20 protein-coding genes are annotated in these 19,791 nt (G+C 42.5%); 9 read left to right on the top strand and 11 right to left on the bottom strand.

Annotated elements, in window-relative coordinates; translation table 11 throughout:
* Positions 1-19 precede the first annotated feature (19 nt).
* Positions 20-1,216, top strand: coding sequence for a CCA tRNA nucleotidyltransferase (locus HY035_03360; GenBank protein MBI3377429.1), 1,197 nt, complete (start codon positions 20-22; stop codon positions 1,214-1,216).
* Positions 1,217-1,218: 2 nt separating this feature from the next.
* On the opposite strand, the gene HY035_03365 is transcribed toward HY035_03360, so the two are convergent.
* The 10 genes from HY035_03365 to HY035_03410 form a co-directional block, all read right to left on the bottom strand.
* Positions 1,219-1,716 carry a DUF3368 domain-containing protein gene (locus tag HY035_03365; protein ID MBI3377430.1) on the bottom strand — a complete coding sequence of 166 codons (498 nt, stop codon included), beginning with the start codon at positions 1,714-1,716 and terminating at the stop codon, positions 1,219-1,221.
* Positions 1,709-2,017 (bottom strand): UPF0175 family protein, encoded by a 309-nt coding sequence (locus HY035_03370; protein MBI3377431.1) that lies wholly within the window; start codon positions 2,015-2,017, stop codon positions 1,709-1,711. Before HY035_03370 ends, HY035_03365 begins: the two co-directional genes overlap by 8 nt.
* Positions 2,018-2,216: 199 nt before the next feature.
* Positions 2,217-3,434 carry a PD-(D/E)XK nuclease family protein gene (locus HY035_03375; GenBank protein MBI3377432.1) on the bottom strand — a complete coding sequence of 406 codons (1,218 nt, stop codon included), beginning with the start codon at positions 3,432-3,434 and terminating at the stop codon, positions 2,217-2,219.
* Positions 3,435-3,524: 90 nt separating this feature from the next.
* On the bottom strand, positions 3,525-3,911 hold the full coding sequence (locus tag HY035_03380) for a hypothetical protein (protein MBI3377433.1): 387 nt from the start codon (positions 3,909-3,911) through the stop codon (positions 3,525-3,527).
* Between the two features lie 379 nt (positions 3,912-4,290).
* The gene (locus HY035_03385; protein MBI3377434.1) at positions 4,291-5,790 is read right to left on the bottom strand and encodes a DUF262 domain-containing protein; all 1,500 of its coding nucleotides are present in this window, start codon (positions 5,788-5,790) and stop codon (positions 4,291-4,293) included.
* Positions 5,791-6,170: 380 nt separating this feature from the next.
* Positions 6,171-7,211, bottom strand: a complete 1,041-nt coding sequence (locus HY035_03390) for a DUF1016 domain-containing protein (GenBank protein ID MBI3377435.1) — start codon at positions 7,209-7,211, stop codon at positions 6,171-6,173.
* Between the two features lie 97 nt (positions 7,212-7,308).
* Entirely contained in the window at positions 7,309-7,701 is a 393-nt protein-coding gene (locus HY035_03395) for a nucleotidyltransferase domain-containing protein (protein MBI3377436.1), read from the bottom strand.
* A complete protein-coding gene (locus HY035_03400; protein MBI3377437.1) occupies positions 7,698-8,102 on the bottom strand; it encodes a DUF86 domain-containing protein in 405 nt (134 codons plus the stop codon). Before HY035_03400 ends, HY035_03395 begins: the two co-directional genes overlap by 4 nt.
* Positions 8,103-8,265: 163 nt before the next feature.
* Positions 8,266-9,264, bottom strand: coding sequence for a tetratricopeptide repeat protein (locus HY035_03405; protein ID MBI3377438.1), 999 nt, complete (start codon positions 9,262-9,264; stop codon positions 8,266-8,268).
* 93 nt (positions 9,265-9,357) lie between these two features.
* Positions 9,358-10,338 (bottom strand): WYL domain-containing protein, encoded by a 981-nt coding sequence (locus tag HY035_03410; protein MBI3377439.1) that lies wholly within the window; start codon positions 10,336-10,338, stop codon positions 9,358-9,360.
* Positions 10,339-10,582: 244 nt separating this feature from the next.
* Between HY035_03410 and HY035_03415 the strand changes: the two genes are divergently transcribed.
* On the top strand, positions 10,583-11,404 hold the full coding sequence (locus tag HY035_03415; GenBank protein ID MBI3377440.1) for an ABC transporter permease: 822 nt from the start codon (positions 10,583-10,585) through the stop codon (positions 11,402-11,404).
* Positions 11,388-12,191, top strand: coding sequence for an ABC transporter permease (locus tag HY035_03420; GenBank protein ID MBI3377441.1), 804 nt, complete (start codon positions 11,388-11,390; stop codon positions 12,189-12,191). Before HY035_03415 ends, HY035_03420 begins: the two co-directional genes overlap by 17 nt.
* Positions 12,192-12,196: 5 nt before the next feature.
* On the opposite strand, the gene dksA is transcribed toward HY035_03420, so the two are convergent.
* Positions 12,197-12,754: an RNA polymerase-binding protein DksA gene (gene dksA / locus HY035_03425; protein MBI3377442.1), complete on the bottom strand. Its 558-nt coding sequence runs from the start codon at positions 12,752-12,754 to the stop codon at positions 12,197-12,199.
* 248 nt (positions 12,755-13,002) lie between these two features.
* Between dksA and HY035_03430 the strand changes: the two genes are divergently transcribed.
* The 6 genes from HY035_03430 to HY035_03455 all read left to right on the top strand — a co-directional run bounded on the left by HY035_03430 (position 13,003) and on the right by HY035_03455 (position 19,783).
* Positions 13,003-14,313 (top strand): response regulator, encoded by a 1,311-nt coding sequence (locus HY035_03430; protein MBI3377443.1) that lies wholly within the window; start codon positions 13,003-13,005, stop codon positions 14,311-14,313.
* Positions 14,314-14,446: 133 nt separating this feature from the next.
* A complete protein-coding gene (locus HY035_03435; protein MBI3377444.1) occupies positions 14,447-16,015 on the top strand; it encodes a PilT/PilU family type 4a pilus ATPase in 1,569 nt (522 codons plus the stop codon).
* Between the two features lie 135 nt (positions 16,016-16,150).
* On the top strand, positions 16,151-17,179 hold the full coding sequence (locus HY035_03440; protein MBI3377445.1) for an FHA domain-containing protein: 1,029 nt from the start codon (positions 16,151-16,153) through the stop codon (positions 17,177-17,179).
* Between the two features lie 156 nt (positions 17,180-17,335).
* On the top strand, positions 17,336-17,869 hold the full coding sequence (gene hpt / locus HY035_03445; protein MBI3377446.1) for a hypoxanthine phosphoribosyltransferase: 534 nt from the start codon (positions 17,336-17,338) through the stop codon (positions 17,867-17,869).
* 191 nt (positions 17,870-18,060) lie between these two features.
* Entirely contained in the window at positions 18,061-18,432 is a 372-nt protein-coding gene (gene queD, locus HY035_03450) for a 6-carboxytetrahydropterin synthase QueD (protein MBI3377447.1), read from the top strand.
* Positions 18,422-19,783: a TldD/PmbA family protein gene (locus HY035_03455; GenBank protein ID MBI3377448.1), complete on the top strand. Its 1,362-nt coding sequence runs from the start codon at positions 18,422-18,424 to the stop codon at positions 19,781-19,783. Before queD ends, HY035_03455 begins: the two co-directional genes overlap by 11 nt.
* The last annotated feature ends 8 nt before the right edge of the window (positions 19,784-19,791 follow it).

A 19,791-nucleotide genomic window follows, 5' to 3' on the forward strand; every position in this document is an offset into this window, starting at 1 on the left:
TGGTAAGATATACCTGAACATGAAAAACATCAGAAAAATAGTCCTTGGAAACAAAATCAACTCAAAGGTATTCTCCCTTGGCAGAGAGGCCTATATAGTCGGAGGGTATCTGAGGGATATCCTCATTGGGAAAAAATCAAGGGACCTTGATTATGTCGTCAGAGGAGACATAAGGCAATTTGCCGGACTCGTTTATGCCGCTCTTGGGCTGACACCAGGGAAGGGAACAACCGTTGAACTCAAGAAAGAACAAATGATAAGGATTGTTCTCAAAAATGGGATTACGCTTGATTTTACAGAACTGAAAGACAGTATTAGAGATAACCTCAGCGGCAGGGATTTCACAATGAACGCTATTGCATGGTCGCCTGAGACAGGGCTCATCGATCCGTTTAACGGTATAAAAGACATCGCAAAGCACAGGATTAAAGCTATATCAATAGATAATTTCAAGAACGACCCGTTAAGGCTGCTCAGGGCTTATCGCTTTGTTTCAGAACTTGGCTGGAAAGCAGAGCCGGAGACAAGAAAAATGGTAAGGCATCTGAGAAAAGAAATCAGAAAATCTGCTCCTGAAAGGATTACGCTTGAGTTTTTTAAGCTCCTTAATTTCAAAAACTTCTATAATGCCCTGAAAACAGCATCGGATGACGGGCTGCTTGAATGTTTCCTGTCCATCCCACGCAAAAGACTGTTTGAGAATATCAGGACTATTCCTTCCCTTGAATTGTGCATTAAAAAACTTCCCTTAAACTTCAAACGAAATATTGAAAAACCTTTTTCTCAGGAACTAACGCTTCACGGGCTTCTCCGGCTTGAGCAGGTTCTTTACAGTTCAGCATTGAACAAAAACAGACTGCGATTAAGCAGGATTATATTCGAGAGGCTCAAGATGGTTCATGAGCTTCTATCTAAATCAGAAAAACAGGACATATTTTCTCAGGAAAATCTTTTTAACACTTTCTTTAAAGCAAAAGATTCTGCCTTTGACCTTCTCATACTCTCAGGAAATGTAAAACTTCTTAGTCAATTAGAGAGATTTAAAAAGATATGGAAAAGAAGCCTTCTCGCTTCAGAGGAGATTATGGAGATAACAGGGCTTAAAGGAGGGGTAAAGCTCGGAAAGCTCATTTACGGATTGAAAAAGATGCAGTTTGAAGGTAAGCTTAAGACGAAAAAAGAGGCAGAGAAATGGCTAAAAAGTATTTCTCCATAGATTTACAAAATATCCTTTATTGATTTTACAGGCGAATAAAATCCATTCGCAATCATCCGATTTAATATCACATCCACCTCATGGCCGCTTAAAGCTTTCTTTTTAACTGCCTTTATAATAATGCCTATTGTTCCTGTCAGTTTCACTCCCAGTAAATCTGCCTCTCTCCTCGCCGCCCTGTCATCACAGGCAAATACATAACCCCTTGTCTTTGCCGCAGCAATGCTGGACGCCTCGCCGAAGCCGAGAGATACGGAAAGCGTCTCGAACAAAGCCTTTTCTTTTTCGCCTTTTAATGCTATCTCTTTAAGCCAGCCCTCTTTTATGGCTTCGTTAACTCTCACAAGTTTATTATGGCCGCCGAGTATTCCCCTCAGATTTTCAGCCATCACAAAATTAGTTGCATACGAAGAATTTACATAGAGTTTTTTGATGACATGGAAAGAATCTGACAACGCAAAATTGCTTAACACACAGCAATCAAATAAAATCTCAGGCATTTAAGGCATCCTGCAAAACCTCAGATGGTTTTTGCGTCATGATGCGTATCCCCTGCTTCTTCAAATAGAGTCTCGCGCTCACAACATCAACGCCCAGCACTTCAGATAGTTTGCCAAGGCTTATCAGCCCCTCTTTATATGATTCAATTGCAATCGACTTTCTATGCTGAAGAGCATCTTTCCCGTAAGTAACATCAAGTGCTTCTCTTACAAGACCGCCAAGAGTGCCCTCTCCCCTCTTCGCATATGACTTAAGCTTCTTGTGCTGCTCATCAGTAAGCATTATATTGGTCCTTTTCATTTTGCCTCCATATGTGTAACTATATGTGTAATGTTACCATTGCGGGGTATAAGGCGTCAAGAAAGATAACAGCTATGCGTTAATGCGTGAAGGCAAGAGAATTCATCAGAAAATGCAGGCGATGCGGTTTCTAACTATTAGACTTCCGTGCTATTGTGGTCGGATGGGACAGGCAGAGGGAGTAATAGTTGAAAAAATATTATTCTTCCACTTTCTTCTTCTTTACAAGCCTCACATTTGTCTCTTCCACTTCCTCGGCAAACTTCAATAACTGCTTTCTAATTCTACTGTCAAGATTATCCTCCTCAAGAATCTTTGCAAGCCGTGAGAGATTCAGCCCTGACACTTCTTCCCAAATACCCGCTTTCTTAACATGCTTTTCAAGCTCTTCCCTGCCTTCTTCCCCTGATTTGGGGAAGTTCAAGACTTCTTCTTCAGTTATCTTCAAAGCAAAATCGCTCCCTGTTATCCGGCTGACCCCCTCTTTCTTTGCATAGGTAATCGCAGCGTCTTCTATTAAATCAAGTTGTTCCTGAATAGCCAGTTCATGCTCTCTCAGAGCCTTGATATTAGCCTTAAGGGTTGCATACTTGTTCACCAGAGCCACGCCTTTTTCTTTCAAATATTTATTCGGAGGTAATTCCTGCACCTTGTATTCATGCTTTTTAGCAGGACAGTATCCATGAAAGTCGCACCAGTCGCAGAGGTTGCTTTCTTTCGGCTCGAACTTTGTATCTTTCTCTATTGTCTTGATAAGCGAGACGATCTCTTTTTGCAGGTCTTTCAACTGGGCATCTGTCCGCGTTGACAAGAACTCTTTATCGAATATCAGATAATGCCAGATGAGTTGAACATCCTTTACATCAGGATATTTCTCCTTGATGCCGATGTGATAAAGCGCAAGCTGCCGGTCGTTGTCGAACTTGTCCTGTGAAGGGAGAGAACCCGATGTCTTGTAATCGTGGATTTCATACATGCCTCTTTCCGGCTGGCTTAATCTGTCTATAAAGCCCCTGATGGTATAGTTGTCAATCTTGAATGTTATCAACTGCTCTGTTGCCAAAGTCTTCGACTGATTAAAGGGCTGATGCCGCTTGTAGTAATTTGTGATAGCTTCTTTGCCGGCATTCCGGTAATGGTCTTTTGTGAACCCCTTTTTTATAACAACCACATTCTCATGCCAGTTCTTGTCCCACTCGTTTTTATAGCAGCCGAGCAAATCATCAAGACTGTTCAGTTTTGTGAGAATCAGTTCTTTGTATAGTTTTTCGAGCACATCGTGTACCCGGCTTCCAAGAAATGCCTCTATCCCTTCTTCCGCACCTTCGGGAAGTTCTACCTTGTCAATATATCTCAGCTTATACTGCTGCGGGCAGTTTTCATAGGTAGATAATTTGCTGTTTGAATATATAGGCATTCTTCACCTCTGTAATTTAAACTGTTCAGATTGCATTAGTAAAATAGCATTTCCTTCAATTTTTGCTCAAGAATTTTCTTTTTTATCAGTTTACGATAATTTAGCGCTATTGATTCTAAAAACTTCTCTAATTTCTTCTTCTGAAAAATCGGGACATAACGGATAATACAGCGGTTCGTGAATTGTGATAAGGGATTCAGCAGTAATAATAGTATAGCTGCCTTTGACAGTAAAGATCGAATCAACAGTAAGATCTCTAAGTATTTTGTCCCTTTCTTCCGGGGTGGAGGGTGTAAAAGCCAATTCGACTTCAAAAACACCACCAATACTGTCTATCCCCCAGCATTCTATACAAATCTGGAACGAGTTATCCGGATGAACAAAGCTTTCTACCTGATTGATCTTAACAATTGTACGCAATTCATATTCGTGGCAGAACAAATAATGTGTGCATAACCGGTCTTCTCCCGTTTCCATATTAGTTATTAGTCCTCTTATAATATTTTCTTTCACATTCGACTCTCTTTCTATTTACTTATTGGCAGATACTGACTCAATACCATACATCGTTGCGTCTGACAGCATTTTGTTTTTAACGGTTTTTTTCATATAATCCCTCCTTGAATATGGCCTTTATTTTCATGCTTATATTTTAACAGCAGACCTCCCCCATAGCGTGTCCGAGGTTTAAAAAAAAGAATTTTAGCAGATTTTTAGGTGGCGATGATACTTAAGCGATTTAGGGGTGGATGGGACAGGGGGAGGATTTAGTGGAAAATGTACGCGGACTTTTTTCTCCTAAAAGATGCTGTAAAAATATGGGAAGCGTCCCTCAGCCCAGTTGTTCCTAATTTCGTCAAACCCTACACCCATGCCAAATCTTCATCGCCACTCTAAGTAGCCTTACCCCTCTCTTTTCTATTTCTGCCTTTGTCCATGTATCGTGTTTCGCTATAATCTTTGTCAGCCAGTAAGGACTTTTTTTGTAAACTTTCTTTTTTTCCTTAAAACCGTGGTTACTCAGTTTGGTATTATATGCGGTGAGCGTAAGATTCCCCATAACATGCAGGTTCTTTTTCAAATCCGATAAGGCATCAGAATCCCAATCGTCCATTTCTGCCTGTTGCGGAAACACATGCTCAATCTGAGATTTAGCGATCTGCAATTCTTTATCAGCAGACTTGTATCTTTCTATGCTTTCTAAAGCAAATTTGGCTGTTGCAGGTGCAGTGGTGTAAATAGGGGATGAGACAAAGCATGTTTTGAAATGCTCATCTCCATGCCACTTTTCATCTCTCAGGATTTTAGCTATGTTTTTACCCTTCTTGTCGATTAGTTTAACTGCAATCATAGCAAAGACCTGGTTTAGATCACGTGACACTTTGCTATTAAACGCTCTGCGAACAACGAATGACTCAATGTATCTCATAGCCTGTTCTAATTCCTTGCTAGTTATCTCTTCATTTGCCAGAGAACGATATAAAACCAGCAAGACTGGATAGTACGTTGTCATCTTTAGGTCTGCAAGTCTCTGCAACTGTGAACGAAGCTTCTCTCTGTCCTCAAGTTTGGGATTGATAAATTTGCAATATTTCTCGGCTTCCTTGAAAAGCTTTTTTAATTTATCCTCTACATGACCAGCACAAAAGTAAGAGCGTAACTCCCTGAACAGGTCAGTTGTACTGATATATTTTCTTTTTTCAACAACCAGAAAAGCCCGAAGAAAGTCCCGCAATGTTTTTTGAAATTCAGCTTTTCTATCCCTTACATTACTGCCAGATATACTTTCCTCTATCTTATCCTCTATTGGCCGCCAGTAAGCATTATTTAGCCTCTGTTGTTCCTTACCATTTCTTACAAGGCTTAAAATAAAATTCCGAGCAAGATCAGCCTGGGTTAACGGAACGCCAGCATAGTTAATTGATTCGAATATGGCATGAGCATCATCATCACCAGTGAGAACAATTTCTACAAATACCATTCTCGTCAATACTGTCTTCAGAAACTTACCGAAGTGGCTTCGTTTCTTTCCTTTCGTATTCTCAATATAGTTCTGAATTCCGTCATAGAAAAAGTCATAACCTGCCTTGACTTGTTTGTGTCGAACTTTCTGAAGTCCTTCGGCATTTTCTAAAAGACGAGCAAATGCATCATGATCATGGAGCGATGGCTTAAATCGTGGATTTCCTTTTATCAGAAGACGTTTTTCTATTTCTTTATATTTAGCAGGCGCGTATTCATTGGTCAATTTCCTCAAAACTGTCAAAATAATTGTGAATGTTGCCAAGCGTTGCTGACCATCAATTATTGTAAAATGACGGTCTCGAGAATCGGGCTTAAAAACCAATGTACCCATAAAATGTCGTTTGCCTGTTCCATCAATAATATTCTTTATGTCTTATAGCAACTGCTCAAAGTTAATTTGCTTCCACGCATAGCGTCTTTGAAACGGAGGAACAATAAATACATTCTTATTCCTACAGCCTAAAAGATTTTCTATAGTTCGCTCCTCAACCTTCATTTGTTATCACCCACAAAATATACTATTATCATGAAATCCTTTTTTTAGTCATTAAAATAACATCCGATAAAGGGAATTAGCAATGAAAGAATGATAACCAATTATTCTTCCATTATATCCCCATTCTCAAGAACTCTCAGCGTAATCCATTCATAATTATCCCTCTCAACAGTCTTTTATATACTCTGCAGAACGATCCCCTTCATGCCCACACATTATTTTCTCGCCTCTTTCGCCAACTCCGCCTCTATCTCCTCAATCGTGGGCAGATTCTTTTTCAGCTTAGCGGGTAAAGAGCGCGTAAGCTTTGTCTTCCATTCAGCTACACCAATGGGTTTCCTCATATCGCGCAGGGCATATTCTGCAAGAATTCTGTCTTTTGTGGCACACAAAATGATGCCGATAGAGGGATTATCTTCAGGCGCTTTTACGAGATCATCAAGGGCTGACAGATAAAAATTTATTTGCCCTGCATATTCAGGCTTGAATTCTCCGACTTTCAACTCAACCACAACGTAGCAATGCAGTCGCGTATGATAAAAAAGAAGGTCTATATAGAAGTCCTGTCCTGATATTTCCATGCGAAACTGTTTACCTACAAAAGCAAAGCCGGCTCCCAGTTCAAGCAGGAATTTTGTGATGTGATTGACAAGTTCCTTTTCAAGAGCGCGTTCGTGAGTTTCTTTGTCAAGAGTGAGAAAATCAAAGACATAAGGGTCTTTCAGCACTTGATGTGCAAGATCAGATTGTGGCGGCGGGAGAGTTTTTCTGAAATTGCTGATTGCATTGCCTTGTCTACGGTAAAGATCGCTTTTTATCTGCAGGACAAGAATGTTCCGGGACCAGCCGTTTTTAATAGTTTCACGTATATACCATTCTCGTTCAGTAGAGCCTTTAACTTTATCCAGAAGGGTAATATTGTGGTACCACGTAATTTGTGCAAGCACCTCTTGCACAAATGCTTCATCCCGATATGCAGCAGCAAAGGCGCGCATATACTTGAGATTGCGAGGCGAGAAGCCCTGCATATCAGGAAATTCCCGTCTAAGGTCGGCTGCAAGGCGGTCAATAACTTTCGACCCCCAGTTTTCATTTGCCTGTCTTGTAAGAATTTCCTGCCCGATTTGCCAATAAAGCAGCACCAACTCACGATTCACCGACATGACAGCACGTACTTGCGATGCGCGTATCCGTTCTTTTAGAGTGGTTAAAAGCTCTGCGTAACCAGTCATATTTGTTGGAATATTTTTATTCATCCTCTGTCTCTTTCTTCTTCCCCAACCTCACTCAAAATCCGCATAAATCTCGCCGAAATTAATCCCTGCGATATTGGCATTGAGGCAGACGCTTTCACTATCTATGCGTCATCTGTCTTCTAAGAAAATACTGCCAGTCGTGGTAATGTTTAAGCGTCTCTGCTTCAAAGAGTATTCTCTTGTTGCTGTCAGTATCAACCAGAATTAATCCGTCGCTAATTATCTGAAACAAAAAAAGAGGGGAGTCAACATCGTTCAGTGCCGTAATCTGCACCTCCGAGCCTATCTCTTGAGATATTTCAGCCTCAAGATAAAATACCGTCCACTGCGGGAGTTTTTTAGCGTCATTCTTGAAATAAACGGCAATGTCCCAATCGCTTCGCTCACCTGCAAGCCCCTTTGCCTGTGAGCCAAATAAGTATGCAAACTCTATATTAGGATTTGCTCTGAGTATTTTCCGTATTTTTTTAATCCTGATATCGTTGCTCATAATTTCTCTATATAGCCAATAAATTTTTTAATGTCGCTTATTCCCGATTTTAAAAACCTTTTCAGGTCTTTGGTTGTATCTATCTGATAGTCATGGGCAAGAAAATTTCTCAGTCCGGCAATATAAACAAACTTTTTAGCAAAATCTTTTTGAATGACATTATAATCGCCGAGTTTGTATATGGCATCGCTGTAAGTCGCAGGTTTTGGCAATCCTTTTGTGGTAATTACCATATCAGCTATATCAAGGGCTATCTCAGCACAGAGATAAACAGATCGCTCAGTTATTTTCTTTATATCAACAGATATTTCTAACTCTCTAAAAAAAATTGCCTTGTTTTTCTCTAAATAAAGTACCTCTTCTTTGAGTTTTTCAACTTTCCTGAAAAGCACTTCGTTCATAGTTTTTATCTCCTCTTAAATCAATAACGCTGTGGATATTATATCATTTCTTCACTCAAAATCAGCATAAATCTCCCCAAAATTAATGCCTGCAATATTGGCCTTGCCATAGGAATTTCTGAATGACAGCTTTGCCTCCTTTATCATAAAACAGCTCGCATGCTCATTTTTTAGGTCTAAATATCCTCATATTGCGCAACTTTTTAATTAGGGCAACTATGATTAAAATCTCTTTTATTGGTGGTTTTTTGTCGTCATCATCGGGGTTGTCAATCTCATCTTCAATGGTTTTAAGAAGCTCTTTTAATCCCTCATCTTTAGGAAATTTCTTGAGACCCTCTGAAACAATATCCCTCGCATCATTAAGCCAGCCCTGTTCAAAATAAACAGCGCCGAGATTACAGTATAAGGCAGGATCATCTTTAGGAAATTTTCTGATTCCCTCCTTTGCTATTTTAATGGCATCATCCTTTAACCCCATGTCGTAATAGGACCAGTATAGTCCATTGTAATCATCAGAGCCAGCACATCCTTTGTTAAGCAGAGATTTAAAATGTCCTGATGCATCTTCAGGATAGCCCATTTGCAGATGGCAGTACCCAACCTGTGTGATGAATAAAGACTCGTCAGGATATTGTTCTGCAATGTTTTGGTATACCGGGAGTGCATCTTCGTAAAGTCTCAATCCATAGAGGGCATTTGCCTTGCTGAAAAGTATCAACTTATCTCCCGGATCAAAAGCCAGCGCCTGCTCAAAATATTTCAAGGATACGGAGTAATCGCCTGATTGATGATAAACGTTTCCCATTGCAACCAAAAGGGATGACGATTCCGGAAATCTCCCTAAACCCTTCTTTAACAGCTTAACTGCTTCATCGTAATGTCTTATTCCTGTAAGTGCCCTGCCTAAACCGAGATATTTTATTTCACCCTGCATCTTCCATGACATTGACCTGTATAAGACAAATCCTTTTTCATATTCGCCTGCATCAAGAAGAAGCCATGCAAGCTGGCTCTTCAGATAATCAATATATCCTTGAGACATATTGCAACTGTTGTTTTCTTTTGCCGGAACCAGTTCCTTTTTTGCCTTATAGAGCCTTGCCCTCAGTCTCTTAATCTCCTTATAAACCTCTGTATGCCTTGGGTCTTTTCTTGCCATAGATGCCCTCCTTTTTGGTAAGGTGTATTTCATGCTTATATTGTAACAGCAGACCTCCCCCATGGCATGTCCTATGTTTTTGAGGTTAGCTTTTTAGTAGATTTTTGTGATTTTCTTTGCTTCTGCCTTGATTAATTCTCTGAGGCTTTTAGGCTTGATTACTTCTACATCAGAACCGTGCTTCAAAATTTCCATCATTATTTCTGCATAGCTTGCAACCGGGAAGGTTAATTCAATTGAGCCGTCTTTCAGGACTTTTTCTTTTTGGTCTTTATCCCATATCTGGCCTCTAATCCATTTTGATTTTTGCGGAGAAAATCTAAGCGTTACCTGTTTTAGGGAACTGCCTTTATAAATCCCAAAACCGGAATTGAGATACTCTTTAATATCAAAGCCTTTTTGTACTGTGAATATCCTGTCCATAGCTTTAACACTGCTTATCCTTACCATATTAAAACTTCTGATTTCATTTCTTAAATGGCAATAGGCAATCAGATACCATGTTCCCATATAGTTAAGAAGGTGATAAGGGTCAACAGACCTTTCAATCCTCTCATCGCTTGCAGGAGAATAATAAGTAAAACTAAGGCGTTTCCTCTTTATGCAGCCATTCAGCACTGCCTTGAAAATTTCCTCCGGAGCCGGAGAATATTCTACCATCTGGAAGGACAGGGTATTTTCGAGTTCATCTTCTGCGAGGCTGTGCTTTTTCAGGATGCCTGTTATTTTATCTATGGCAGAAGAAAGCTCCTGCTTTATAAAATCTCCGCCAATTCCCTGAAGCATCTTTTTTGCTATCAGGAGTGAGGACAATTCCTCAGAGGAAAGATAAATCATGGGCAGGGAGAAAGTTTCATCCCGATAATAATAGCCCTTTCTGCTCTGGTCGTATAACAGCGGGCATCTAAGCCTGTCCCGCATGAATTCAATATCCCTTTGGGCGGTCTTAGGCGATATTTCAAATTCTTTTGAAAGCGCTGTGGTGTTCGGGTATCTCTTTGATCTAACCTTATGGTCAAACCAGAGAAATCGCTCATAGATGTTCTTGGCGCTCATGTGAAACAAGTATAGCAAATTTCCATTCTGAATTGCTCCGTCAAAAATCTATAGGGAAAAGACATAATAGTCTCTTGCAGAAAGGATAAAATTTGAAAATACTTTGTCAAAAGATTATGCTACTTTATAGTTTTAAATAGGAGGTTTCACCATTAAACTCTATATCCTAAAACGCCTTTTTGTCTTAGTCCTTCTCCTATTCGGCATTACGCTTCTTACGTTTTCCCTTACAAAAGCGCTTCCCGGAGACCCTGTTCAGAGCATGGTGGGTGAGAGGGCGCAGCCTGAGGTAATAGAAAAGATAAGAAAAGAACTCGGGGCTGATAAAGACGTCTTCAGCCAGTATGCAGGATACATAAAACTTTTACTCCAAGGCGAGATGGGAAGGTCCTATTACACAAACAGAAAAGTCCTTGACGACATACTTATAAAATTCCCCAACACTATGAAACTCGCATTCGGAGCAATGGTCATTGCAGTCCCGATAGGAATCCTATTAGGTTTTATTGCCGCATATAAAAAAGATACGCCTGTTGACAGAATTATATCATCACTCTCCATAATGGGATTAAGCCTTCCTGTATTCTGGAGCGGTCTTCTCATAATGCTCTTTCTCAGCCTTAAACTGAGACTTTTCCCTCCGTCAGGCACAGGAGACTTGCGATTTCTCGTTATGCCTGCACTCACACTGTCCCTTCCTGCCATTGCAATGCTCGCAAGAGTTACACGGACTTCTGTGATAGAAATAACCGGGATGCCTTTTATAGGCACGGCAAGGGCAAAAGGCCTGAGCGTCTTTAAAATTAATGCCATACACATATTCAGAAATATTCTCATCCCTTTGGTCACTGTAATCGGGCTTGATATCGCAAGTTATTTAAACGGCGCCGTGCTTACGGAAACGATTTTCGGCTGGGACGGCATCGGAAGATTTACGATGGACGGGATAATAAAGAGGGACTATCCTGTGATCATGGGGTGCATAATCATAGGCACTGTTGTCTTTGTTCTTATCAACATTATAGTTGACATCCTGTACCACTATCTTGATCCAAGGGTAAGGCTCTATGCATCTGACAGGTAAAATAGCCGGCTCTGTAATAATTATAATATCCATCCTTGCGGTATTTTCCTCTGTTCTTTCACCTTATGACCCTGAAAAAATTGACCTTGACTCCATAAAAGAACCGCCGGGCATCAAACATCCCTTCGGCACTGACAACAAAGGAAGGGATATTCTTTCAAGGGTGCTTTACGGCGGAAGAATATCCGTAAGCATTGCCGTGATAGCGGCATCCATCTCCATGTTCATCGGGCTTGTTATGGGACTCTGCTCAGGCTATCTCGGCGGCAAGATTGATACGGCAATCATGGCAATTGTAGACCTCATCCTTGCATTCCCCTCTCTGCTGCTTGCAATAGGAGTATCCATAATATTTCCGGCAGGCGTATATACTGTAATGATAGCAATAGCATTTGTGGGGTGGGCGTCATTTGCCCGGCTGATACGTGGACACGTCTTAACCTTGAAAGAGGAAGCATACATAGAAGCCGCTGAAGCCATAGGATGCAGCAGATTCAGGATACTATTTGTGCATCTGATGCCTCAGTGCCTTCCTATCGGACTTGTTATGGCCGGCATCAAACTCGGAGGCTATGTCCTGACAGAAGCGTCACTCAGTTTTTTAGGGCTTGGCGCCCAGCCTCCAATGCCGACATGGGGCTCTATGGTAAGCATGAACAGGGCCTATATTGCGTCGGAGCCGTGGATGGTTTTATTCCCGGGGATGGCAATAGCCGTTACAGCGCTGTGCTTTAATGTTTTAGGCGATGCCCTTAGAGATAAATACGGTTTAAAAGTAAAAATGTAAGGAGATTACGACTCCCGTATCCTCTCTTCTTCTTCCTGCTGGGTCTTGCATTCCATACAGAGCGTCGTTACAGGCCTGGCATCAAGTCTTTTGATGTTTATCTCCATGCCGCAGTCATCGCATATTCCAAATGTACCGTTATCTATTCTGTCCAGCGCTTCGTCAATTTTCTTGATCAGTTTCTGTTCCCTGCTTCTGAGCCTGAGCATAAAATTCCTGTCTGTTTCTGCTGTGGCCTGGTCACCCATGTCAGGGAATACAGTCTGTCCCGGCAGGGCATTTAAAGCCTCTTTAGCCTCTGCGAGCAATAACTCTCTCTGCCTCAATATTTTTTTTCTTATTTCGTGAAGTTTCTTTACCCTGAAAATGTCCCTGAGAGTAGGTTTCTTAGCCTTTTCCTTCTGTGCAGCGGCTTTTACCGCCTTTGATTTTACCCATGTCTTTGGGGCTGCAGGTTTCTTACTTTTCTGCTGCCTCTTTGAAGGTTTTGAGGAACGGGCTGATTTATTTTTCCCCGCCTTTTTAACTGTCGCTGAAGTCTTAGTCTTTTTCTTTTTTGTCATCATTAACTCCTGAAAGAATTTTTTTAACCTAACAGAAACAGTGCTGCTTAGTCAAGATGTATTCCAAGACAAGGAAATATTTTGTAAAGTATTGCTGCTATAAGTTATAATTCTACTAAAGACTATGGCGCCTGGGGAATATGCCGACAATAAGCGCTGAAAAAGAAGTTTCTGTTGAACCTGCTGCAATAAGGGCATAGGCAGAAGGCAGGAGAATTTTATAGCGAAGGAGAATAGAGATAAGGTCTATGGAAAAGGTTAAGAAAAAAATCCTGATACTCGCAGGTGATACAGAGAGAAAGTTGATAAAGGACCTCCTTAAAGAAGACTACACCACCATCACCCTTGAAGGAATAAAGGCTATTGATAAGATCAGGGAGGATAGGCCAGACATAATTCTATTAGGCTGTGGCATTAATAATTTAGACCCTGAAGAGCTCCCTATGGCAGTATTAAAGGGCAATGAAGAGATGGAGAGGATACCTGTAGTTTTGATTTATTCTGAAGATGACGAAAGGCTTCCTTACAATAAGTTGGGCGCATCCTTTGTAAAGAGACCAATAGATAAAGAGAACCTCCTTAGTGCAATTTACAGGGCAAGTCCCATTTCCTTCGAGCCAAAAGAGGAGAAAAAAAGGATACTCATCGTAGACGATAATGAGGCTACCCGAAAGGAGATCAGAGGGGTTGTGGAAAATCTTGACTATTCAACCCTGGAGGCAAGAAGTGGTTCAGAAGCACTAAACATAGTAAATAAGGAAATGCCAGACCTTATTATTCTCGACATAATATTACCAGACTTTGACGGCTTCAAAATCCTTCGTCAGTTAAAGAGAAATTTAAGGACAAAACATATCCCTGTTATCCTGCTTTCAGCCATCGAAAAGCCAGAGGAGAAGGCTAAGGGGCTCATCCTCGGCGCCTCTGATTTTATAACCAAGCCCTTCTCCCCTCTGGAATTTAGCGCAAGGGTAGAGATGCTCTTAGAACGAACAGAGGAGGGATATGGCGCCAGCCCAAACACAAGGCTCCCCGGTAATATCTCCATAGAAAAGGCGATAACAGGAAGGATAAGGATGAAGCGTCCCTTTGCAGTATGTTACTGTGACCTCGATAATTTTAAGGTATACAATGATGCCTATGGATTCTTTAAAGGAGACAAGGTTATAACGTTGACGGCACAGATCATTATGGAAACGATAAAGGAACTCGGAAACAATGATGACTTCATTGGCCATATCGGAGGAGATGACTTTATCCTGATAACAACACCTGATAAGGTTGATGCACTCTCTGCCAGGATAGTGGAGATCTTTGACAAAATCATTCCCTTCTATTACGACAAAGAGGCAAGGGCGAAGGGTTATATAGAAGGGTTGGACCGGCAAGGAAGGCAAAACAGATTCCCTATTATTTCCATATCCATTGCGGTTGTAGATAATATGAACAGGAATATAGGACATATTGGAGAGGTCTCTGACATAGCTGCTAAACTGAAGAAATTGGCCAAGATGACCCATGGGAGTGTGATCATAAAAGATAGGAGAAAAGACTCATGATTATATGCTGCACTGTCAGACCTGAAACGAATCTCCATTACCCCTTTTCAACACATTCCATACTCTTGAGTAAGCTAACAAGAAAAGTTGCTTCTTTGGTTTGTAGTAATTTTGTATACACAGGAGGCTTATAATGGCACAGGAAACAAAGAAAAAACCGATGCTGGGTGAGGTCTTGATCGAACACGGCATCATTACCGCAAGCATGCTCAAAAACGCGCTTAAGAAGCAGTCGCAGGTAGGAGGCAAGATCGGATCGATTCTTGTCGAGATGGGATATATATCGATTGACACGCTGCTCGAGTTCCTGAGCCAGCACTTCGACATTCCCGCCACAAATCTGATCAAGATTGATATTCCCGCTGATGTGCTTCGCGCGTTGCCTCTGGACAAAATCAAGGCTTACAAGGTCCTGCCTCTCAAGGTGGATGATCAGTACACGCTGGCCATGGTTAATCCGAATGACTTCATGGCACTGAGTGAGATCCAGTTCATTCTCGGCAGGGGAGTGAAGCCGGTCGTCGTTGCGTCGTTGCAGATCGAAGCGGCGCTGAAAAACCTCCAACCCGGAACGATCAAGGCGTTGAAGGGTAGCGACATCGAGAAACAGACGGCGATATTAGCTCAGCAAGCCGCCCCCGACATCAGACCTCTCCTGAAGTTGCTCTCCGAAGCCAACGCCACGGACATGCAGCTCACCGCGGGGGTTCCTCCCGCCATGAAGATGCGGACCGAGCTCCACAGGCTCAACATGCAGGCTCTGACCCCCGGTCAGATGACTGCGCTTGCGAATGGGATCATGCCCGAAGAGCAGCGGGCCAGGTTCCAGACGTCCAACGACCTCGACTTCGCGATCACGGACCTGGACTACGGCCGGTTCCGGGTCAACATCTATCGGCAGCGGGGATCGGTTTCAATGACGCTGCGCCACATCCCTGATAAACTTTCATCTATCAATGACCTGGGTCTTCCAGAAGACCTGGAGGGCTACGCCCTGAAGTCGCAGGGACTCATTCTGATCACAGGCCCGGCGGGCCACGGGAAGTCCACCACGATGGCTGCCATGGTCGACCTGATCAACAAAAAGAGGAAGTGCAACATCGTGAGCTTGGAGGATCCGATCGAGTATCTCCACGTCCACAAGAACAGCAACGTCAACCAGCGTGAGATTGGCCTCGATACCGAGTCGTTCTACGAGGGACTGAAGCGCGTCTTCAGGCAGGGCCCGGATGTGATCGTCGTCGGCGAGATGCGCGACCCGGATAGCTTCATGATCGCGCTGCAGGCCGCGGAAACCGGGCACTTAGTGTTGAGCACTATGCACGCGAGGAACTCGACGTCCACCGTTGAACGCGTCGTCGACATGTTCCCATCTCACCAACAGGCGCAGGCAAGGAACCAGTTGGCGGACTCACTGCTTCTCGTCCTTGCACAGAGGCTTGTCCTGAAAAAGGACAAATCAGGGCCTATACTTGCATATGAAAGGCTCATTAATACCTACAAGATAAAGAACTTCATCAGAGACAGCAAGACCCACCAGATTCGCACCCAGATGCAGATACCCGGGGAAGACTACTCCTCAATTGATGTCAGCCTGGCGCGGCTGTGCCTTGACGGAAAAATAACAGCCGAAGAAGGCGCCAAACATGCTGACAACCTCTCTTTCTACCAGGAAATGATAAAGGGCAAAGGGACCAAGTGAAAAACAACAACACGGTCTTACACTGTTTTATTTCTAGATTTTATTCGGGACACTGATTTTAATTTTATTGGTCTTCAGGCCTAATCCTCAGACATAGTTGTTGACAAAAAAAGAAGTATATAAAACAATAGTGATATGACAAAAGAGATATTTCCCGAAGGCCAGGTAATATTCAAGAATAAGTCTTATACGGATGAGTTTTTTAGCATTACCATGGATGAGATAGACAAGGCAGGAGAATCATTCATGGGAATACTCAAGGCTGATGAACCGGACGCCGCCTATTTCCTGTTTTTCCTTAAGGGAGACGCTTATGCGGCAGGCTGCATCAAAAACGACAAGCCCATGCCGATAAGCATAAAGGATTTCATGCAGCGTATTTCAACAGAGACATCCGAGAGAACCCTCTCCCTGCATAAAACAGACCCTGTGCTGTTTAAGGGAATGCTCGTATTCCTTCAGAGAGATCCTTCCACAAAAGTAACAACAGATATGATTAATCTTGACAGCTTCCTTAACCAGATTAAGAGCGAACAGGCAGCAGCCTTTGTCATCCTGAAAAGAAATAATACTTATAACTTCTTTTATTTTCATTCCGGCGAACCGGAAATGGCGCATTTTGCAGACGCATCACATGCAGGAATAACAGACAGCCCTATCGCAGAGCAGATGCTCCTTTACGCGTATCCTGCTGATAAAACACCTGTTGAGGTATTGGTCTACCGCGATATTAAAACCTCTGAAGCAAGCGATACTGCTGATGTAAAACAATTCCTGATAGCCGATGCTCTCATGCACGAATCCCGAAGCCTCGGGACAACGCAGGCGGATGTTGCCCCTCCTGCAGCAGAGGCAGAAAAAGAGGAAAAAGCATTAAGGGTAAGGATTGAGGTGACAGACGGGCCGCAAAAGGGCAATAAGTTTAATGTCCCGCTTCCATGTACAATAGGGAGAAGAGACGCAACTATCAGGATAAGAGATATGACTATCTCAAAAACACATGCATCTATAGAGGTATCGGAAGGGAAAATAATTTTCAGAGACCTTGACAGCACAAATGGCAGTATTGTCAACGGGAAAGCAGTGAAAGAAATTGAATTGTCAAGCGGTTCTACTGTCCAGATGGGCAATACCACTTTGAAGATACATTTTGTAACAAGCTAACGCTGTGAGGTATCAAATATAAAACAGCCTTTATGCTGTCATTGCGAGGAATTCCCCGATATTATCGGGGGATGACGAAGCAATCTCAAAGGAAAGATTGCCACGCTTCGCTCGCAATGACAAGAAGGAAAAAAACATTAGCAGAAGGAGGGCATAATGGTAATAGGGAAACCTTTTTTTACGGTAGAGCAGATTAATAATAAGGTTAAAGAACTCGCTGACAGGATATCAGCGGATTATGAGGGGAAAAATCTTCTTGCTGTTGGAATACTGAAAGGGGCCTTCATGTTCTATTCTGACCTTGTGAGAATGATAAAAGTTCCTCTCACAGTTGACTTTATAACAGCTTCCAGTTATCTGAAAACCATCTCAACGGAAAAGGTCAGCATCCACTGTGACATCAGAGAAGATGTGAGAGGAAAAGATGTTCTGCTTATTGAAGACATCGCAGATTCAGGGATAACTCTGAATTATATCCGTGAGAGAATACTCGCGGCATCGCCAAACAGTGTCAGAATATGCGTATTCCTCAACAAATGCGGCCGCAGGGTAGTGGACGTGCCCCTTGATTATATAGGTTTTGAGATACCAAATGAATATGTGGTAGGCTATGGCCTTGACTATGACAACAAATTCAGAAACCTTCCATATATATCCATTTTTAAAAAGACAGTCACGGAAGGCAAATAAAACTATCGGGAGCTGCATAATTAATGTTAGATGTTTCGTCATTGACCCGAAAATGAGTATTTTGCCGTCATTCCGCACTTGATGCGGAATCCAGAGAGTAGGTTTCTGGATTCCTGCCTTCGCAGGAATGACAACAATACTGGGAGCATAAGACATTAATATTACATTAATAAGAGAGGCAGGGAGACATTATGTTTGAACTGATGGTAGATACAACATTTGCTGCTGCGCACCAGTTGAGAGGCTATAAAGGCAAATGCGAACAGATGCACGGGCATAACTGGAAAGTTCAGGTGCATGTTGTGGCCGAAAAACTTAATGATATAGATATAGCAATAGACTTTCACGATTTAAAAGAACTTCTGGATGAAGTTATAGCTCCGTTAGACCACTCTTTTCTAAATGACATCTTTCCGTTTACAGAGAAGAATCCGTCATCTGAAAACATAGCAAAATGGATATACGATACCCTTAACAAAAAACTGCCCGATGAACATGTCCAGGTCTCTGCGGTCACGGTATGGGAATCAGAGACAACAGCCGCAACATACTATGAAAACTAACAGAGAATTTGCATCTGACTTAGTGGGAATTGCCCTCAGAAACGGCGTAGAGCAGGCAGAGGCATACATAAAGTCATCAAAGAATCTGTCTCTGGAAGTGAAAAATCAGGAATTAGATGCTGTAGAATCCTCTCTGAGTTTCGGTTATTCCCTGCGCGTTATACGGGACGGAAAACTTGGATTTTCCTACTCAACATCTGCTGATGAGTCCGAATCAGTCATAAAAAGTGCGATAGAGGCGGCAAAGTGGGCAGATGCGGATGAATACCTTGATATGCCCCGAGCATCTCTGGGCTCACCGCAGGCAATGGAATACGGAAGCCTTGAAGTATTTGACGGAAAGGGATGGAACATAAAAGAGGACGAGGCGGTAAAGCACGTTCTCATCATAGAAAAAGCAGCAAATGATTTTGACAAAAGGATAAAGAAAACGAGAAAGGCCACAGGGACATTCAGCAGCGGCGAGATATTTATATTGAACTCAAAAGGGATTGACATATCATATCCGTATACAAAATTTACCGCGCAGGTTATGACCGTGGCTGAGGAAAACAGCGAGAGCCAGATGGGATGGGATTTCAACGGAAGCAGGGTTTTGCAGGACGTATCGTTTGAAGACGTCGGCAGAAATGCCGCAAAGCGTGCAGTCCAGATGCTTGGCGCAAAAAGGATTAACACCGTAAAAGCGCCTGTCATCCTTGACAATTCAGTGGCATCCGAGTTTTTGGGCATATTTGCGTCATCATTTTCCGCAGAATCAGTGCAGAAAGGCAGGTCGTTATTAAAAGATAAAATCGGCAAGAAGGTTATAAGCCCGAAGGTAAATCTTGTTGACAGCGGCATCATTCCGCGGAGGCTCGGCACGAGGCCTTTTGATGATGAAGGAGTTATTACTTCAGAAAAGGTCTTGATAAAAGAGGGGGTGCTGCAGGGTTTTCTTCATAACACCTACACTGCAAAAAAAGATGGGGCATATTCCACAGGCAATGCAGTGCGCGGAGGATACACAGGGCTTCCATCAGCAGGGATATTAAATCTGTACCTGAAAACCTCTTCCGAATCCGATGTCATACCCTTCAACACTCTCATTTCATCTATGGACAAAGGGCTTTATATAACAGAGGCCATGGGAGTGCATACTGCAAATCCCACAACAGGAGAATTTTCCATTGGAGTTTCGGGTTTGTGGATAGAAAACGGAACAATAAAATTCCCTGTAAAAGAGGCCGTGATATCAGGAGACATGCTCGGTCTTTTCAGTAGGATAGAGGCCGCAGGCGATGATATGAGATTCTACGGCAATATAGGAACACCGAGCCTGCTTATCGGGCCGACAGACATAAGCGCGTAAAACAAATC

This window comes from Nitrospirota bacterium (assembly GCA_016195565.1).
Classification (GTDB): Bacteria; Nitrospirota; Thermodesulfovibrionia; order Thermodesulfovibrionales; family UBA1546; genus UBA1546.

What these genes read in the sequence shown, in the direction of transcription:
- HY035_03360 (MBI3377429.1), top strand. Translation starts at nt 20, where the DNA reads ATGAAAAACATCAGAAAAATAGTCCTTGGAAACAAAATCAACTCAAAG.
- HY035_03365 (MBI3377430.1), bottom strand. Translation starts at nt 1,716, where the DNA reads ATGCCTGAGATTTTATTTGATTGCTGTGTGTTAAGCAATTTTGCGTTG.
- HY035_03370 (MBI3377431.1), bottom strand. Translation starts at nt 2,017, where the DNA reads ATGAAAAGGACCAATATAATGCTTACTGATGAGCAGCACAAGAAGCTT.
- HY035_03375 (MBI3377432.1), bottom strand. Translation starts at nt 3,434, where the DNA reads ATGCCTATATATTCAAACAGCAAATTATCTACCTATGAAAACTGCCCG.
- HY035_03380 (MBI3377433.1), bottom strand. Translation starts at nt 3,911, where the DNA reads ATGGAAACGGGAGAAGACCGGTTATGCACACATTATTTGTTCTGCCAC.
- HY035_03385 (MBI3377434.1), bottom strand. Translation starts at nt 5,790, where the DNA reads ATGGGTACATTGGTTTTTAAGCCCGATTCTCGAGACCGTCATTTTACA.
- HY035_03390 (MBI3377435.1), bottom strand. Translation starts at nt 7,211, where the DNA reads ATGAATAAAAATATTCCAACAAATATGACTGGTTACGCAGAGCTTTTA.
- HY035_03395 (MBI3377436.1), bottom strand. Translation starts at nt 7,701, where the DNA reads ATGAGCAACGATATCAGGATTAAAAAAATACGGAAAATACTCAGAGCA.
- HY035_03400 (MBI3377437.1), bottom strand. Translation starts at nt 8,102, where the DNA reads ATGAACGAAGTGCTTTTCAGGAAAGTTGAAAAACTCAAAGAAGAGGTA.
- HY035_03405 (MBI3377438.1), bottom strand. Translation starts at nt 9,264, where the DNA reads ATGGCAAGAAAAGACCCAAGGCATACAGAGGTTTATAAGGAGATTAAG.
- HY035_03415 (MBI3377440.1), top strand. Translation starts at nt 10,583, where the DNA reads ATGGTGGGTGAGAGGGCGCAGCCTGAGGTAATAGAAAAGATAAGAAAA.
- HY035_03420 (MBI3377441.1), top strand. Translation starts at nt 11,388, where the DNA reads ATGCATCTGACAGGTAAAATAGCCGGCTCTGTAATAATTATAATATCC.
- dksA (MBI3377442.1), bottom strand. Translation starts at nt 12,754, where the DNA reads ATGACAAAAAAGAAAAAGACTAAGACTTCAGCGACAGTTAAAAAGGCG.
- HY035_03430 (MBI3377443.1), top strand. Translation starts at nt 13,003, where the DNA reads ATGGAAAAGGTTAAGAAAAAAATCCTGATACTCGCAGGTGATACAGAG.
- HY035_03435 (MBI3377444.1), top strand. Translation starts at nt 14,447, where the DNA reads ATGGCACAGGAAACAAAGAAAAAACCGATGCTGGGTGAGGTCTTGATC.
- HY035_03440 (MBI3377445.1), top strand. Translation starts at nt 16,151, where the DNA reads ATGACAAAAGAGATATTTCCCGAAGGCCAGGTAATATTCAAGAATAAG.
- hpt (MBI3377446.1), top strand. Translation starts at nt 17,336, where the DNA reads ATGGTAATAGGGAAACCTTTTTTTACGGTAGAGCAGATTAATAATAAG.
- queD (MBI3377447.1), top strand. Translation starts at nt 18,061, where the DNA reads ATGTTTGAACTGATGGTAGATACAACATTTGCTGCTGCGCACCAGTTG.
- HY035_03455 (MBI3377448.1), top strand. Translation starts at nt 18,422, where the DNA reads ATGAAAACTAACAGAGAATTTGCATCTGACTTAGTGGGAATTGCCCTC.